The sequence below is a fragment of the Micromonospora sp. NPDC049559 genome (assembly GCF_040676675.1).
Taxonomy (GTDB): Bacteria; Actinomycetota; Actinomycetes; order Mycobacteriales; family Micromonosporaceae; genus JBFAPK01.
This window is the reverse complement of sequence record NZ_JBFAPK010000026.1, coordinates 78372-93771: the sequence shown is the minus strand read 5'-3', so window position 1 is coordinate 93771 and position 15400 is coordinate 78372. Positions and strand designations below refer to the sequence as shown.

Genomic DNA, 15400 nt, shown 5'->3' with positions numbered 1-15400 from the left:
CAAGCGCCGACCGACCATATAGGATGCTCCGGAACCTGTGCTCGGGTTGGCCTTTCACAGCCACTTGTCCAATACCACGTTCGCGTCCTTTGGATTCGGACGCGTACACAATGCTGCCCCGAGCTCCAGGAACATATCCCCTCGTACCTTTCTTCCCGGAGGTCTCTCGTGGCCTGGTTCATCGGCCAGTCGCTTTTCATTATCCTGGCGGCCTTCCTTTTGGGACTGCTCGCCGGCTGGCTCGTCTGGGGCAGGAGGAAATCGTCGCCCTCCTCGGCTAAGGCCATTTCCACCGCCGCGCCGGAAAGGCCGGAACGGAACGACGGCACCATTGTCGCGCCCGCGGCGCCGACCGTTCCCACCGCTCCGAGCGCTGCCACCGTTCCGGTCACCGCGGCCCCGACCGCTGCCGCCACTCGGGTCGCCACGGCCCCGACCGTCGCCGCCGCTCCGAGCGCTGCCGCCGCTCCGGCCATCCCCACGGTCCCGACCGTTGCCGGTGCTCGCGTCGCCGCCGGGACCGAGCCGGACGACATCGTCGACGACGACCTGGGGCGCGGGACCGGAGGTACCGTCGACGTTCCGGCGGACGGCCGGCCGGCGCGGACCGCTACCCCGGCGGCTCGGGACCACGACGCGGACGACGACCTGGAGCGCATCGAGGGCATCGGCCCCAAGTTCGCCGCGGCACTACGCGCCGCCGGCATCCACAGCTTCCGCCAACTCGCCGACACCGACGACGCCACCCGCCGCGCCGCCATCGAAGCCGCCGGCCTCAGCTTCGCACCCAGCCTCGTCACCTGGGGACGCCAGGCCCGACTCCTCGCCGACGGCGACGAAGCGGGATTCCTCGAACTCACCGAACGCCTGATCGCCGGCCGGGACACGGGCGCGGATGACGACCTGGAGCGCATCGAGGGCATCGGCCCCAAGTTCGCCGCAGCACTACGCGCCGCCGGCATCCACAGCTTCCGCCAACTCGCCGACACCGACGACGCCACCCGCCGCGCCGCCATCGAAGCCGCCGGCCTCAGCTTCGCACCCAGCCTCGTCACCTGGGGACGCCAGGCCCGACTCCTCGCTGACGGCGACGAAGCGGGATTCCTCGAACTCACCGAGCGCCTGATCGCCGGCCGGGACGCGGGGCGGGCCTGATGACCAAGCACACCCGCGGGTACCACCCGCTGATCGCATTCGTCGTGGCCGTCGTCGGCCTGCTCCTCGTCTTCGGAGCGCAACAGTTCCCGAACCGCCACCGGATGGAGGCGGACCTCACCTCCCGCTCCGAGCAGGCGCTGCGCACCGCCGGCCTGTCCCAGGTGCGGGTCAGCTTCACCGGGCGCGACGGGACGCTGCGGGCGGACTCGCCGGCCGAGGCCGAACGGGCGCTGCGCGTCGTACGGGGACTGGAGGGGGTACGCGTCGCCGAGGCGCAGGTACCGCCCGCGTCGGAGACCGCCCCGCCGCCCGTACCGCCGTCGGTGCTGGTCGCGTCGCACGGCGGCCGGGTCGCCGTCAGCGGCCGGGTGCCCACCGGGGTCGCCCGGACCGCGCTGACCGGGGCGGCGGCCGCCACCTTCGGCGCCGCCGCGGTCGACGACCGGCTGACCGTCGGCGACGACGTGACCGACGCGGCGCTGTCGGGCCTGCCCGCCGTGGTGGCGGCGTTCGGCGCCGACACCGACGACGCGACGCTGCGCCTGGAGAACGGCACCCTGCTGCTGACCGGTACCGTCCCGTCGCAGGCGCGCCGGACCGCGGTGCTCGCCGCCGCCCGCGGTACCGGGGCGACCGTGGTGGACCAGCTCCGGGTCACCGACGTACGGCAACTGCTGGCCGCCGTGCCGCCGCTCACCTTCCGGCTCGGCGGCGTCGGGCTCGGCCCCGACGACCGGGCCAGCCTGCGAACCGTCGGGCGGATCCTGCGGGACAACCCGGACGTGCGCATCCGCGTCGAGGGGCACACCGACTCCAGCGGGTCGGCCGCCTCGAACCTCGTCCTCAGCCGGGCCCGCGCCGACAGCGTGCGCGACTTCCTGCTCACCCAGGGCGTGGCGGCCGACCGGATGAGCGCGAAGGGGTACGGCGAGACCCGTCCGAAGGTGCCCGACACCTCCGCGGCCAACCGCGAGACCAATCGGCGGGTGGAGTTGGTGGTGACGGACGGCGCGGTCGCCGGGCCAGGGAGCACCGACGGTCCGTGACCCGGGCCGTCGGCTCGCCCGCGAACCCGTCGAGGGTACGGGGCCGGCGTACGTGCGTACGCCGGCCCCGCGTCCGTTCCGGCGGGCTCAGCCGCCGGCGGTGATCCGGTAGGCCCGGATGATGGTCTGCTCCACCGCGTTGCCGGCGCTGTCGGCCGCCTTGGCCCGCAGCGAGACGTACCCGTCGGCGGCGGGGTGCGGGACCATCGCGTACCAGTTGCCCGTCTCGCCGAGCACCGGCGTCGCCCGCCACGTCTGGCCGTCGTCGAAGGAGACCTGGACGGTCGGGCGTTGCGGGGTGCCCGCCGCCGAGCCGGGCTGGGTTCCGACGCTGATCGGTACCCGGTACGTCACGCCCGCCGGCGCGCCGTTGCGCTCGTCCAGCGTCGGCGTGAAGCGCACCACCGACAGCGGCAGCCGGACCGGCTGGTCGCCGGCGACGTGCGCCGAACGGAACGTCCACGCCACGCTCTGCCGGGTGGTGAGGGCGAACGGCGCCACCCGCTCGGTGTCCAGCTGGAGCCGGTAGCTCGCGTCGTCGGCCGGCACGGTGAAATCGCCGCTCAGCGCGGCGGCCTCGGCGAGCGGCTTGCCGTCCCGGTAGAGGGCGATGTGCGGGTTCGACACCCGGCCGGAGACGAGCCGTCCCGAGCCGTCGCTGAAGAGCGGCGGCGCCGCGTGGATCGTGTCGCCGCGCCGGCTCACCCACGCCGACGGGCTGGTCGGGGCGGCGAGGGAGGGCCCGAAGACGCCCCGGTTCCACCGCTCGTCGTAGCCCTGCCCGGCCCGGTACGCCACGTCGGGCTGCTCGACCGTGGTCTGGATCCGGGGCAGGCCGGTCGCCGGCAGCCCCTCCTGGAGGATCCGGCTCCACCGGATCCCGCCGTCGGTGTTGAAGTACTCGGTCCGCGTGAACGGCAGGGGGATCGGCAGGACGACGGTGGTGAAGTTGCCGTCCAGGCCGGCCGCCGTCGCGACCGCCGTCGTCGTACCGACGGTGCCGGTGCCCTGCGCGGCGTAGCTCTCGCGGACCGTGGCGAGGTTCGCGGGGCTGAGATGGCGGTCGAGCCCGTCGAACATCCGCCCGTCGCGGAACCAGGCGAGGTGGTAGGCGAACGGGCTGCCGTCGAGGCTGCCGTCGGGGTTCGGCTGGGCCAGCACCCCGCTGATCTTGGCGGAGAAGTCGTCCACGGCCTGGTCCGGGCCGACCCGCCCGGTGTACGCGCGGTCGAAGCCGGAGAGGCTGCCCATGTTCATCTCCAGCGAGACGCCCGGCAGGTCGGCCGCCCGGGTGCGGGCGCTGAACTCGCCCCAGACGCCGCGGGCGGCCGGGCCGGTGACGGTGACGTTCACGGGCTTCGCCAGCCGGGCGTCCAGGGCCACGGTCTGCGCCCCGGTCAGGTCGAGCCGCGGCTGGGCGAGCAGGGTGGAGGTCAGCTCCTCGTCCTGCCCCTCGAAGATGGCCGAGAAGACCGCGTAACGCCCCTTGGGCAGCCGGATCTCCTCGACGCCGTCGGCGTTGCCGCCCAGTGGGTAGGAGTTGAACGCGTCGAGCCGGAAGACGATGTCGCTGTACTCCGTCGCCGGCGCACCGGAGCGCGCGGTGTGGACCAGGGTGAGCGGGTACCGCTCGGACTCGTTCTCCACCCCGAACGGGGTTCGCACCACCTGCCCGCCGCCGGACGCCGTCAGGTATCCGCCGAAGCGGCCGAACGGCGCCCCGGCCCTCGTGTCGACGGTGAGCCGGACCGTCGCGTCGCCACCGGCGGGCACGGCGACGGTCTGCCGGTCCACAGTGAACATGCCGGCGGGCGCCGGCTCGCCGTCCGGGCCGGTCGCCTGCCACGACAGGGCGAGCGTCACGTCCGCGCCGCCGTGGTTGTGGTAGGTGACGGTCCTGGTCACGGGGGCGTCGTCGTCGTGCGGCCACTCCTGGAGGGGGAAGCTGACGCTGGCCGGGGCGGCGGTGACGCTCCGGCCGATCGCCGCGGCCACGTCGACCCGGCCCGCGCCCTGGCCGAGCAGGTCGACGGGGTCGGTGGGCTTGGCCGAGCCCATCAGCGTGGACTTGAGCGAGGCCCCGGACCAGTCCGGGTGACGCTGGGCGAGCAGCGCCGCCGCTCCGGCCACGTGCGGGGTGGCCATCGACGTACCGGAGAGCGTGGTGTACGCCTCGCCCGGCTCGCCGAGCTGCCCGTCCTTGCTGTTGGCCGCCGTGATGTCGACGCCGGGAGCGGAGATGTCCGGCTTGAGCGCCCCGTCGTCGCCGCGCGGGCCGCGGTTGGAGAAGTCGGCCAGCCGGTCGTCGGCGTCCACCGCCGCGACGGCCAGCGCCGCGTCGGCGCTCGCCGGGGAGTTGACCGCCGCCTCGCCGCCGTCGTTGCCGGCCGCGATGACGAAGAGGGTGCCGTACCGGTCGCCGAGGCGCCGCACCGCCTCCTCCAGCAGGTCCGTACCCGGCGTGTCGGGCCCGCCCAGGCTCATGTTGACGATCGGGGCGCGCTGCTCGGCGGCGGCCCACTCCATTCCCGCGAGGATCCACGAGTCGGCGCAGCCGCCGTCCACGCACACCTTGCCGTCCAGCAGCCGGGCGCCGGGCGCGACGCCCCGGTACCGGCCCTGTGACGCCGCGCCGCTGCCGGCGATGGTGGAGGCGACGTGGGTGCCGTGCCCGACCAGGTCCCGGTCGTCCTCGGCGCCCTCGGTGAAGTTCCGCGCGGCGAGCACCCTGCCGGCCAGGTCCGGGTGGGTGGCGTCGACGCCGGTGTCCAGCACCGCCACCCGTACGCCGGTGCCGTCGTATCCGGCCTGCCAGGCCGCGGGCGCGCCGATCTGCGGCACGCTGACGTCGAGCGTCGGCTCGCGCAGCCCGTCCAGCCAGACCTTCGCGACGCCGCCGCTCAGACTCCGGGTCGCGGTGCCACCGCCGGTGAGGCCGCGCCAGAGCGAGGCGGTCTGCGACTTCGGCGCGCGTACCGCGAGCGCGTCCACCGCCGGCAGTTCCCGGCTCACCGCGGCGCCCGCCAGGGTCGAGCGGGCCGACGTCCGCGCGGCGCTCCCCTCGTACGTGACGATCAGCGGCAGGTCGGCCCGGCCGTCGTCGTACCCGAAGTCGCGCAGGGCCGTGACGTCGAAGAGCCGGGGGTCGAGCCGCCCGGCCCGCAGCAGCGGCAGCGCGTCGGAGGGGATCACGTGCAGGTGCCGGGCCTCGTCGCGGTACGACACGAACCGCACGTGCTCGCGCCCCGGCTGCCGCTCCACGCTGGCCCGCCCGTCGTCGCCCACCCGCACGCGATCGCCGCTGACCAGCGTCACGGTACGACCCGCCGGCGCGGCGGCCGGCCCGCCCGCCGCCGTCCGCGCCGGCTGTGTGCCGGCGGCCGTCCCGGCGCCCGCCGTCGTCCGCGCCGGCTGTGTGCCGGCGGCCGTCCCGGCGCCCGCCGTCGTCCGCGCGGCCTGCGCGCCGGCCGGCGGCGCCACGAGCAGCGCGGCGCCGAGACCGGCGGCGCAGAGCAGCGCGAGCCGCCCTCTTCCTCGACCCATGCGTCCTCCCCGTAAAGAAGCGTAGGAATACTTCAATATTATGGACTATGATGTAGGAAATCTTCGATACCGGGTCCCCGGGAAATCACGGTCCGGACCGCGGCGGTGCCGGGCTATGCTCTCCGACCGGGTAAGGTCCCACCCTCCGACGACCACTGTCCGTCGGACCCGCTGCCCGTCGGACCGCTCCGGTGGGGGGTTCGCCGGAGGTACGCCCGCGCGGGACCGGCGCCTCCCCCACGCGGCCGGGGAAGCCGTCGCAGCGTCGCCGCGACAGGAGGATCCGATGGGCCGTCCCGCCCTGCGCGGCAGCGCGCTGGTGGTCGTCTCCGCGGCGGGCTTCGGCTTGATGCCGATCTTCGCCCGGTACGCCTACTCGGCCGGCGTCAACGTCCCGACCCTGCTCCTGCTGCGGTTCGCGCTCGCCGCCGCCCTGCTCTTCGGCTACCTCGCCGCCCGACGGCGGCTGCCGCGACCCGGCGGCGCCCGGCAGCTCGGCGCGCTGGTGCTGCTCGGCGGCGTGCTCTACGCCACGCAGTCGCTGCTGTACTTCTCGGCCGTACGGCACATCTCACCGGCGCTCGCCGTGCTGCTGCTCTACCTGTACCCGGCGTTCGTGCTGCTGCTGTCGAGCGCCGTCGGGCGGCACCGGCCGCCGCTGGCCGGCGTGGGCGCGATCGCCCTGTCCCTGGTCGGCATGGCCCTCGTGGTGGGTCGCCCCACCGCCGCGCTCAGCCTCGTCGGCGTGCTGTACGCGGTCGGCGCGGCCGTGGTCTACGCGGTCTACATCGTGGTGGGCGACCGCGGGTCGGCGGGGTTGCCGCCGCTGGGCACCAGCGCCTTCGTGGCGCTCTTCGCCGGTACGTCGTTCGCGCTGGCCGGTACGGGTACCGGCGCCCTCCGGTTCGACTTCGCGGCCAGCGCCTGGCTGCCCGTCCTCGGCGTCGCCGCCGTCTCGACCGTGGTGGCGATCGGCGCCTTCTTCGCGGGCATGCGCGTGATCGGACCGACCCGTGCCTCGATCATGAGCATGGTCGAGCCGGTCGTCAGTATCGTCGCGGCCTGGCTACTGCTGCGGGAGAGCATGACGCCGACGCAGGTGCTGGGCGGCGCGGTGGTGCTGGCCGGGGCCGTCTGGGGCGTCGCGGGGGCCCGCGACCGGACGACCGCGACCGGGTCGGGCACACCCCGCCAGGCCGGTCCGCCGCTCGACGGCGCGGGCGGTGCGGCCGGTCAGAGCGCGGCACCGAGGACGACGAAGCCGAGCCCCAGCGGCACGTCCAGCAGCATGCAGAACTCCGCGAGCGAGCGGGACACCACCCGGTCGCGCCGATAGTGGACCAGGTCCCAGACGCCGTGACCGGCCAGCACCAGCCCCGCCAGCACCGGCCCGGCCTGCGGGGCGAGGTACAGCGCGACCACGGCGAGCCCGCCGTACCCGAGCAGCGCGGCCGTCTGGGCGCCGAGCGTGGCCAGCGGTACGCGGGTGAGCAGCCCCACGACGACCAGCCCGAGCGCGACCGCGCCCATGCCGATCCACCAGGGCAGACCCGTCACCTCGCTGGCCGCCACCACCACGCTCGCGCCGAGGACCGCCACCCAGGCCATCCACCGCCGGCCCGATACCGCCGCCGCGAGATAGCAGAGCGTGGCCACGCCGACCACGATCGCGAGGGTCTCGCGGTCCGCGCCGGTGGCCAGCACGACGACGGCGGCAGCCAGCCCGAGCGCGGCGGGCCAGCGGCGCCGGAGGGCCTGCCAGAGGGACGGCCCGCCGGTTGCCACGGTGGGTGATGTCGAGGGGTTCACGCCCGCCAGGATGCGTCCCGGGCGGCGACGAGGTCGAGGCCCGCACGGTACGTTGTCCGAACCCCTGCGATGCCTGTCCGTCGACCGGGTGGTCGGTCCCGGCCAGGGTGTAGCATCCGGCACGGTTCGCCACCGGCAGTCCAGCGCGTGGACCGGTTGTCCACCCCGGCGGCTCGTCGACCCGGCGTCGGCGTCCGAACCGTGCGGAGGGAGCGCGATCGTGACGAGCACGCCACCGGTCGGCCTGGCCGACGTCCGCGACGCCGCCGCGCGGATCGACGGCATCGCGAACCGCACCCCGGTGCTGCGGTCCCGCACGCTGGACGACCGGGTCGGCGCCGCGGTCTTCCTCAAGTGCGAGAACTTCCAGCGGGTGGGGGCCTTCAAGTTCCGCGGCGCCTACAACGCCGTCTCGCGGCTCTCGCCGGAGCAGTTGGCCAAGGGCATCGCCGCGTACTCCTCCGGCAACCACGCGCAGGCCGTCGCCCTGGCCGCGCGGGAGTTGGGCAGCAGCGCGGTGATCCTGATGCCCGAGGACACCCCGGACTCGAAGCGGGCCGCGGCCGTGGGCTACGGCGCCGAGATCGTCACGTACGACCGCTACACCGGGGACCGCGTCGCCCTGGGCGAGGCGCTGGCCCGGGACCGCGGTCTGGCGCTGATCCCCCCGTACGAGCACCCGCATGTCATCGCCGGGCAGGGCACCGCGGCGCTGGAGCTGCTGGAGGAGGTCGGCGACCTCGAGGCGCTGGTGGTACCGGTCGGCGGCGGCGGGCTGATGGCCGGCAGCGCCACCGCCGCGAAGGGGCTGCTGCCGAGGATCCGGATGATCGGCGTGGAGCCGGAGACGGGCGACGACACTCGGCGCTCGCTCGCGGCGGGACACCGGGTGAGCATCCCGGTGCCGCGTACGATCGCCGACGGGCAGGCCGCCGAGATCCCCGGCGCGCTGACGTTCTCCGTCAACCAACGCCTGGTCGACGAGATCGCCCTGGTCGACGACGACGAGATCCGCGCCGCCATGCGCTGGGCCTTCGAGCGGCTGAAGATCGTCATCGAGCCGAGCGGCGCCACCGCGCTGGCCGCGCTCCTGGCCGGCCGGCTCGACCCGGTGCCGGCCCGGATCGGCCTGATCGTCTCGGGCGGCAACATCGACGCGCGGCGCTTCGCCGAACTCTGCGGGGCCTGACCGCCGGTCCCCCGCGCGATGGGCCGGGCCGGGCCGCCCCGGCCACGCCGAGGCGCCCCGGGACCCCCTCCGTTGCGGTCCCGGGGCGCCCCGCCCCCGTCGTCGCCCCCGTGCCGCCGGACCGGTCCGTCCCGTCGTCGGTCCGGGCCGGCGCGGCGACTACTTGACGATCTGGATGTTGTGCTCGTCCCACACCGTCCGGCACCCGCGGTGGTCGCAGACGTCCAGGTACGCCGAACCGAACGCGATCCCCTTGCGGAAGGCCTTCTGCGACGGGCTGACCGCCAGCTGGATCCGCTGGTTCTTCCCGCGGCACTCCTCGACCTCGCGGACCGTCGATCCCTGGGCGATGTCGCCGCCCCCTACCGCCTGGGTCACCCGGACCCCGACGAGGGTGCTGGAGCCGGGCGTGCAGGCGAGGGTGATCGGGGCGAACACCACGGCGCCGTTGGCGTCGAGCCGGGCCTGGTCGCCGAGCTTCAGCACGGCGATCGACGGCGACTCCGACTGCACGCTGACGGCGGCACCCGCCGGCAGGGCGAACGCGAGGGCGGCACCGACGCCGATCGCGCTCACCGCCACCGCGCCCGCCTTGGACAGACGTACGTTCATTGCTGCTCCTTCTCCCGTTGGATGGTTGGTTCTTCGCTGATGGCGGGACCGGCGAGCCCGACGAGCAGGCCCGCGGCCAGCGGTAGGACCGCTATGTGCCACAGGAAGTCGAAGCCGCTGTGCACGGCCAGGGCCGCCAGCGCGGCGATCGCTCCGGCCCGGATGCCCGGCCGGTGCCCGGCGGCGCGACCCCGGCGTACGGTCAGCGCCAGCGCCGTGAACAGGGCCAGCAACAGGGCGAACCCGACCGCGCCGAGGTCGACGAGGACCTGGAGGTACTCGTTGTGGGCGTACCGGGCGAGTTGCCCGTTGCCGTCCGGGGTCAGCCAGAGGAAGCGCGCCTGGCCCACCCCGGTACCGACGACCGGCTGCGCGGCCACCAGCCGCAGTGCGGCCCCGGCCGCGCCGCTGCGCCCCGAGGAGGCGAGGTTTCCCCGGCTCGCGAGCACGGTACGCAGCGCGTCTCCGTCCACGGTGGCCAGGATCGCGGCCACGCCGAGCAGCGGCAGCGCCACCGCGGTCGCCACGGCGACCGCCCGACCGGCCCGGGCACCCGGCCCGGCCGGCAGGTGGCGCGCCAGCAGGAACGGCCCGACCGCGACGAGCGCGCCGGCCAGCAGGCCGAGCACCGCCAGACCGGTACGCGGCTGCGCGGTGCCGGGCACCGACGGCAGCAGCGCCACGACCGCGATACCGGCGCCGAGGATCGGCGGCGCCGCCCGGGTCAGGGTCGCCCGTACGCCGGCGAGCGGCGCGAGCACGACGAGCCCCGCCAGCAGCGCGATGACGCCGGCGCGACTCAGCGCGGCACCCACCCCGACCAGCAGTACGTAGCCGACCCCGGCGAGCGGCACCGGCCGGGCCCGCGCCACCAGCAGCGCGACGGCGAGCAACGCGAGCGGCACCAGCAGCGCCGCCGCCGCGTTGGGGTAGGTCAGCGTGGCGGCGCCCCGCCAGAGCCGGCCCTCGACCAGTACGGCGAACCGGGGCGACCGGCCCGCGACGCCCCACCACGCGGTGAGCGCGACCAGCGCGCCCAGGCCGAGCGCGGCGAAGGCGACCGCCTCGCGCTCGGCCGGACCGGTCCGGGCCAGGAGCAGGACCACGGCCGCGACGCAGCCGCAGGTGGCCGCCGCGCCGAGGGCGACCGGGTACCCGCCGGCCGGGACCGCCCGCACGAGGATCCAGACCGCCAGCGCCCCGGCCGCCCCGGCGACCAGGAGCTGCGCCGAGGTCAGGGCCGGCCCGCGGCGGGACCACCAGCCGACCGCGAAGGCGACCGCCACCAGCCCGGTGACCAGGATCCGCCCGGCCGGGTAGTAGCCGCCCTGGGCCACGACACCGGCGGCGAGCGCGACGACCAGCAGCGCCAGGTGCGCCGGCAACGTGGTGCCGCCCGCCGGCGTGGACGGGTCACCGGGCGTGGCCTCCGGCCCCGGTCGCGTCGACGTCTCCACGTGCCCCCCCGTAGCGTCACCGCGCGTCATCCGCGCGCTACGGGCTACACGCCCCGGGTGGCGGGCCGGTTGCGGCGTCGTCGGGAACCTGCCGGTTCTGCCGGTCGGCACCCGCCCGGTTCCGCCGGCACCTCAGCGCCGACGGTGCCCCCGTTCCGCCGGTCGTCGGCGGGTCAGCGCTCCCGGCGGGCGAGCCACGAATCCAGGCCGTCGAGCAGCCGCTCCAGCCCGAAGGTGAAGCTCTCCTCCCAGACCCGCTCGGGGTCGCTGGTCGACGGGCCGACCTCCTGCCGCCACCGGTCGTAGTGCGGGTGTTCGGCGGCGACCCGGTCGAGGTACGGCTTCAACTGCTCCATCTGCTGCTCGATCGAGAGCCCCGACTCCCTCGTACGGTGGAGCGCCGCCGACACCATCGTCGCCGAGCCGATGGCGTGCGACATCAGCAGCGAGCTGGCGTGTGCGATCTCCATCGGGGAGAAGCCGGACGCGGAGAGCAGGGCGATGGTCCGCTCCCCCATGCGCATGGCGTTCGGGCCGAGGTTCGGCCGCACCCCGAGCAGGCCGAGCACCCACGGATGCCGCAGCAGCATCGCACGCATCCCGGTGATGAAGATCGAGGCGCCGACCCGCCAACCCGTGTCCCCGGGCTCGGGTACGTAGACCTCGCCCATCACCTCGTCAACCGCGAGTTCGAGCAGCTCGTCCTTGTTCGCCACATACCAGTAGACGGAGGTGGCGCCGGAGCCCAGGCGGGTGCCGAGCCGACGCATGCTCAGCCCGGCGGGCCCCTCGGCGTCCAGCAGTTCGATCGCGGCGCGGACGATCTGCTCCCGGCTGAGGGCGGGCTGCTCGCCCCGGTTCCGGGGCGGGCGGAGCCAGACCGAGTCGGTGATCTCCGGCTTCGACGGCATGTGATGTCCCTTCGACACCCCCAGTCTACCGATCATCGTACGGCGTTCGAGATCGCTGGTACAGTGTTCGAGAATCTCGCACAGCGTTCGATCGGGAGGCATCGTGCCCGCACCTCATCCCCGCCGGTGGTTGATCCTCGGCGTGCTCTGCCTGAGCCTGCTCGTGGTCGTGATCGACAACATGGTGCTCAACGTCGCCATCCCGTCGCTGATCCGCGATCTCGGCGCCAGCGCCTCCGACATCCAATGGATCATCGATTCGTACATCCTGGTCTTCGCCGGCCTGCTGCTGACCGCCGGCAGCCTCTCCGACCGGTACGGCCGCCGCCGCGCCCTGGTGGCCGGTCTGGTCGTGTTCGGCGGCGCGTCCGCGCTGGCCACCCTCTGCCAGACGCCCGGCCAGTTGATCGCCGTACGGGGTCTGATGGGCGTCGGCGGCGCGTTGCTGATGCCCGGCACGCTCTCCATCCTCACCACGGTCTTCGACGACACCGAGCGCAGGAAGGCCATCGCGATCTGGAGTTCCGTCCTGACGCTCGGCGCGCTCGGCGGTCCGACCGTCGGCGGCCTCCTGCTCCAGCACTACTGGTGGGGGTCGGTGTTCCTGATGAACATCCCGATCGCGGTCCTCGGCATCGTCGCCGCGCTGGCGGTCATTCCCGAGTCGCGCGGTCCGGCCAGCCGCCCCGACGTGGTCGGTGCGCTGCTCTCGACGATCGGCATGACGTCGCTGATCTGGGGCGTCATCTCCTCGGCCAAGGACGGCTGGTCGGCCCCGACGACCGTCGCCGGGTTCGCCGGCGCCGCCGTGGTCCTCACCGCGTTCGCCCTCTGGGAACGGCGGGTGCCCGAACCGATGCTGCCCATGTCGCTCTTCCGCGACCGCAACTTCGCCGGCGCCAGCCTCTCCATCGTGCTGCTGGCCCTCTCGGCGGGCGGGGTGATGCTCGCGCTGACCCAGTACCTGCAGTTCGTCCTCGGGTACGGGCCGATGAAGGCCGGCACCGCGTTCATACCGATGCTGGCGACCGTGTTGGCGTTCAACGCGGTCGGCGTCGTGGTGGACAAGCGACTCGGTACCCGCGTGGCGGTCGCCACCGGGCTGCTGCTGATGGCCGCCGGCTTCGGGGTGCTCGCCTCGATCAATCCCGGCGACGGCTACCTCAAGCTGCTCGTCGCGCTGGTCGTGATCGGGGCCGGCAGCGGTGTGGCCGGGCCGGCCGCGTACGGCACCCTGCTCGCGGCCCTGCCGCCCGAACGGGCCGGTGTCGGGTCCGCCGTCAACGACACCGTGCAGCAGGTCGGCGCCGCCCTCAGCGTCGCCGTACTGGGCAGCGCCCTCACCGCCGCGTACACGGCCGCGATCCCGGACGACGTCGCCGAGCCGGCCCGGCGCTCGATCGGCGACGCGCTGCGGATCGCCGCCGCCACGGGCGACACCGGTCTGGCGCGGTTGGCGAAGGACGCCTTCGTCGAGGCCATGGCCACCACGTCGTTCGTCGGCGTGCTGGGCGGCATCGCGGCGGCCGTCGTCGCGGTGACGGTACTGCGGCCGAAGCCGACGCCGACGCCGCCCCCGGTCAGCCCGGCCGAGGCACCCAGCGAGGACACGACCACCGTCGCCCCGTGAACGGCCTCCCACCCCACCGCCCGCGCCGGCCGGCGTCCACCATGGACCGGCCGGCGCGGCCGTGACATCGGGGCCACCGGAAAAGCCGTTGCCGCGGAAGCGAGCGGCCCATACCTTGGTAGAGCAACGCCGAGAGCGGAGCAAAACGAACCGGACAGAATTAAACACCGGACAGAATCGAACACCGGACGAGGGAGCCCCGAAATGTCGCAGCAAAGGTTCACCGGCACCACGCGGCGAATGCCGCGCGGCGGTGTCCTGCTGCCCGCGGCGGGGCTGACCCGGACCTGTCTCGCCCGGCAATGGCGGCGTTACCCGGACCGGCGGCGAACATAGCTGGATCTCCCAGCGTTGACGCCGCCCTCCCGAACCGGGACCGGGCGGCGTTTCTCTTACCCGCCGGAATCACGGACGGGCGGGCGTTCCCCACCCGGCGAAACGGGCCGGCGACACGTGCATAGGGGTGTGGCGCAACTGGTCGCGCAGCGGTCTCCAAAACCGAAGGCTGCAGGTTCGAGTCCTGTCACCCCTGCTCTCCCCCGACCTCGGTCGGTGGGGCCGATAGTTGAGAACTCCACAGCGGATGGCACAAACACAAGCCCGGCCGACGGTGGTGCGCCGCGGTCGGGCGAGTCCGGGGGTCGGGAGACCGGTACCGACCGGCCCGGCCCGAGCGGGGCCGGCAGGGCACGGATCCCGATCCCCGGAGCACGGGCCTGTGGCGCAGTTGGTAGCGCGCCGCCTCGGCAGGGCGGAGAGCGCCGGTTCGATCCCGGCCAGGTCCACGTCCGGCATGCCGTCGTAGCTCAGCAGGTAGAGCACGCGCCCGGTACGCGCGAGGTGGCCAGTTCGAGTCTGGCCGACGGCTTTTCCCCCGCGGTTGTAGCTCAACGGAAGAGCATCGCCTTGCCATGGCGAAGGTCCGAGTTCGATTCTCGGTAACCGCTCCAGCATTGTTCCGCGGCCGGCGGGCCGTACCCTCTCTCTCCCCCGCCGGCCGCCCTTGAGAGCTGATGTAACGGCAGCATGTTTGCCTCTGAAGCAAATCGTGGAGGTTCGAATCCTCCGCTCTCAGCTCACGCCCTCGTAGCCCAACGGCAGGAGGCACCGCCCCGAGGTGGCGGGCAGTGCGCGTTCGAATCGCGCCGAGGGCACGGTGCCGGCGAAGCACATCCGGCGGTGCGCCCGTCTTGTGAACGGGAGGCAGCGGGTTCGAGTCCCGTCGCCGGCTCCACGCCGGCCGCGCACACGCCGTGACTCCGGTTCACACGGGGGCGACCAGCCTCCACGCCTGGGTGGACAAAATGGCAAAGTCGCCGCGCTCAGAACGCGGAGTTCTGCGGGTTCGAATCCCGCCCCGGGTACGCAACGGGCTCGTAGCTCAGTTGGTAGAGCGTCCGCCTCGCACGCGGAAGGCCGCAGGTTCGATTCCTGTCGGGTCCTCCATGCCCTGATGGCGCAGCGGAGAGCGCACCTGATTACGAATCAGGGGGTCGCAGGTTCGAATCCTGCTCGGGGCACGCATCGGGACGTGGCGCAATTTGGTAGCGCGCTTGGCTGGGGGCCAAGATGTCGTCGGTTCGAATCCGGCCGTCCCGACTTCCGGCGGGTTCGACTCCCGGTCCCGCACCTGTTCCGGTGGCTCAGTTGGCAGAGCGCCGCCATGACACGGCGGAGGTCGGCGGTTCGAGTCCGCCCCGGAGCACGCACCGCGCGTTCGGTTATGGGTAGGCCGCCGGTCTTTCACACCGGCAGAGCGGGTTCGAGTCCCGCACGCGCGACGATCTGGCGGGTGTCCGCGCGACACGTGCCGGCTCCATTCCGATCAGTCACCGCAAGTGGGCGCGCCGACGTGGGAGAGTCGGGCCTGTCTGTAAAACAGGTGCCTCGTGCTGAGAGAGTTCGAATCTCTCCGCCCGCACGTCACGCCCTCGGCGAGGGCGGGTACACCGAGCGCCGTACCGGCCCGCGACCGGCGGGCGTCACGGCGAGGCGATCGTTCTGGGTGAGCGCCACGTCTGCAAAACGTGTGACACGGGTTCGAG

At 73.9% G+C, this 15400-nt stretch carries 10 protein-coding genes and 14 tRNA genes; 19 read left to right on the top strand and 5 right to left on the bottom strand.

Translation table 11 applies throughout. The features are described 5' to 3' along the window. The first annotated feature begins 168 nt into the window (after positions 1–168). Both AB0J86_RS25355 and AB0J86_RS25350 read left to right on the top strand, forming a co-directional pair. Positions 169–1155 carry a helix-hairpin-helix domain-containing protein gene (locus AB0J86_RS25355; protein WP_363860085.1) on the top strand — a complete coding sequence of 329 codons (987 nt, stop codon included), beginning with the start codon at positions 169–171 and terminating at the stop codon, positions 1153–1155. Next, a complete protein-coding gene (locus AB0J86_RS25350; RefSeq protein ID WP_363860084.1) occupies positions 1155–2204 on the top strand; it encodes an OmpA family protein in 1050 nt (349 codons plus the stop codon). Before AB0J86_RS25355 ends, AB0J86_RS25350 begins: the two co-directional genes overlap by 1 nt. A gap of 87 nt (positions 2205–2291) precedes the next feature. On the opposite strand, the gene AB0J86_RS25345 is transcribed toward AB0J86_RS25350, so the two are convergent. Further along, positions 2292–5747, bottom strand: coding sequence for a S8 family serine peptidase (locus AB0J86_RS25345; RefSeq protein ID WP_363860083.1), 3456 nt, complete (start codon positions 5745–5747; stop codon positions 2292–2294). A gap of 286 nt (positions 5748–6033) precedes the next feature. Between AB0J86_RS25345 and AB0J86_RS25340 the strand changes: the two genes are divergently transcribed. Then, complete coding sequence (locus tag AB0J86_RS25340) at positions 6034–7083, top strand: DMT family transporter (RefSeq protein ID WP_363860082.1); 1050 nt, start codon at positions 6034–6036, stop codon at positions 7081–7083. Here the strand turns inward: AB0J86_RS25340 and AB0J86_RS25335 are convergent. Continuing rightward, the gene (locus tag AB0J86_RS25335) at positions 6981–7556 is read right to left on the bottom strand and encodes a hypothetical protein (protein WP_363860081.1); all 576 of its coding nucleotides are present in this window, start codon (positions 7554–7556) and stop codon (positions 6981–6983) included. The genes AB0J86_RS25340 and AB0J86_RS25335 overlap by 103 nt on opposite strands. A gap of 220 nt (positions 7557–7776) precedes the next feature. Between AB0J86_RS25335 and AB0J86_RS25330 the strand changes: the two genes are divergently transcribed. Further along, positions 7777–8745, top strand: a complete 969-nt coding sequence (locus AB0J86_RS25330; RefSeq protein ID WP_363860080.1) for a pyridoxal-phosphate dependent enzyme — start codon at positions 7777–7779, stop codon at positions 8743–8745. A gap of 159 nt (positions 8746–8904) precedes the next feature. Here the strand turns inward: AB0J86_RS25330 and AB0J86_RS25325 are convergent, their stop codons facing one another. The 3 genes from AB0J86_RS25325 to AB0J86_RS25315 all read right to left on the bottom strand — a co-directional run bounded on the left by AB0J86_RS25325 (position 8905) and on the right by AB0J86_RS25315 (position 11725). Then, positions 8905–9357, bottom strand: a complete 453-nt coding sequence (locus AB0J86_RS25325; protein ID WP_363860079.1) for a hypothetical protein — start codon at positions 9355–9357, stop codon at positions 8905–8907. Further along, positions 9354–10814, bottom strand: coding sequence for an O-antigen ligase family protein (locus AB0J86_RS25320; protein ID WP_363860078.1), 1461 nt, complete (start codon positions 10812–10814; stop codon positions 9354–9356). Before AB0J86_RS25320 ends, AB0J86_RS25325 begins: the two co-directional genes overlap by 4 nt. A gap of 173 nt (positions 10815–10987) precedes the next feature. Next, positions 10988–11725: a TetR/AcrR family transcriptional regulator gene (locus AB0J86_RS25315; RefSeq protein ID WP_363860077.1), complete on the bottom strand. Its 738-nt coding sequence runs from the start codon at positions 11723–11725 to the stop codon at positions 10988–10990. 103 nt (positions 11726–11828) lie between these two features. On the opposite strand from AB0J86_RS25315, the gene AB0J86_RS25310 reads away from it, so the two are divergent. The 15 genes from AB0J86_RS25310 (at position 11829) to AB0J86_RS25240 (ending at position 15276) form a co-directional block, all read left to right on the top strand. Continuing rightward, positions 11829–13355 (top strand): MFS transporter, encoded by a 1527-nt coding sequence (locus tag AB0J86_RS25310; protein ID WP_363860076.1) that lies wholly within the window; start codon positions 11829–11831, stop codon positions 13353–13355. 459 nt (positions 13356–13814) lie between these two features. Continuing rightward, a tRNA-Trp gene (locus AB0J86_RS25305) sits at positions 13815–13887 on the top strand. A 180-nt stretch (positions 13888–14067) separates the two neighbouring features. Beyond that, a tRNA-Ala gene (locus AB0J86_RS25300) sits at positions 14068–14140 on the top strand. A 10-nt stretch (positions 14141–14150) separates the two neighbouring features. Continuing rightward, positions 14151–14223: transfer RNA gene (locus AB0J86_RS25295), tRNA-Thr, on the top strand. Positions 14224–14231: 8 nt separating this feature from the next. Continuing rightward, positions 14232–14305: transfer RNA gene (locus tag AB0J86_RS25290), tRNA-Gly, on the top strand. Positions 14306–14359: 54 nt separating this feature from the next. Beyond that, positions 14360–14430: transfer RNA gene (locus tag AB0J86_RS25285), tRNA-Gln, on the top strand. 5 nt (positions 14431–14435) lie between these two features. After that, a tRNA-Leu gene (locus AB0J86_RS25280) sits at positions 14436–14509 on the top strand. Positions 14510–14513: 4 nt separating this feature from the next. Continuing rightward, a tRNA-Thr gene (locus AB0J86_RS25275) sits at positions 14514–14589 on the top strand. Between the two features lie 55 nt (positions 14590–14644). Beyond that, positions 14645–14719: transfer RNA gene (locus AB0J86_RS25270), tRNA-Leu, on the top strand. Positions 14720–14725: 6 nt separating this feature from the next. Continuing rightward, positions 14726–14801 (top strand) — tRNA-Ala (locus tag AB0J86_RS25265). A 1-nt stretch (position 14802) separates the two neighbouring features. Continuing rightward, positions 14803–14875 (top strand) — tRNA-Arg (locus AB0J86_RS25260). Positions 14876–14880: 5 nt separating this feature from the next. Beyond that, positions 14881–14954: transfer RNA gene (locus AB0J86_RS25255), tRNA-Pro, on the top strand. 33 nt (positions 14955–14987) lie between these two features. Continuing rightward, positions 14988–15060 (top strand) — tRNA-Val (locus tag AB0J86_RS25250). A gap of 5 nt (positions 15061–15065) precedes the next feature. Beyond that, a tRNA-Glu gene (locus AB0J86_RS25245) sits at positions 15066–15136 on the top strand. A gap of 57 nt (positions 15137–15193) precedes the next feature. Then, positions 15194–15276, top strand: a tRNA-Tyr gene (locus AB0J86_RS25240). The last annotated feature ends 124 nt before the right edge of the window (positions 15277–15400 follow it).

Bases quoted from the DNA above. Each gene is read 5' to 3' on its own strand.
- AB0J86_RS25350 (WP_363860084.1), top strand. From the start codon at position 1,155: ATGACCAAGCACACCCGCGGGTACCACCCGCTGATCGCATTCGTCGTG.
- AB0J86_RS25340 (WP_363860082.1), top strand. From the start codon at position 6,034: ATGGGCCGTCCCGCCCTGCGCGGCAGCGCGCTGGTGGTCGTCTCCGCG.
- AB0J86_RS25325 (WP_363860079.1), bottom strand. From the start codon at position 9,357: ATGAACGTACGTCTGTCCAAGGCGGGCGCGGTGGCGGTGAGCGCGATC.
- AB0J86_RS25315 (WP_363860077.1), bottom strand. From the start codon at position 11,725: ATGCCGTCGAAGCCGGAGATCACCGACTCGGTCTGGCTCCGCCCGCCC.
- AB0J86_RS25345 (WP_363860083.1), bottom strand. From the start codon at position 5,747: ATGGGTCGAGGAAGAGGGCGGCTCGCGCTGCTCTGCGCCGCCGGTCTC.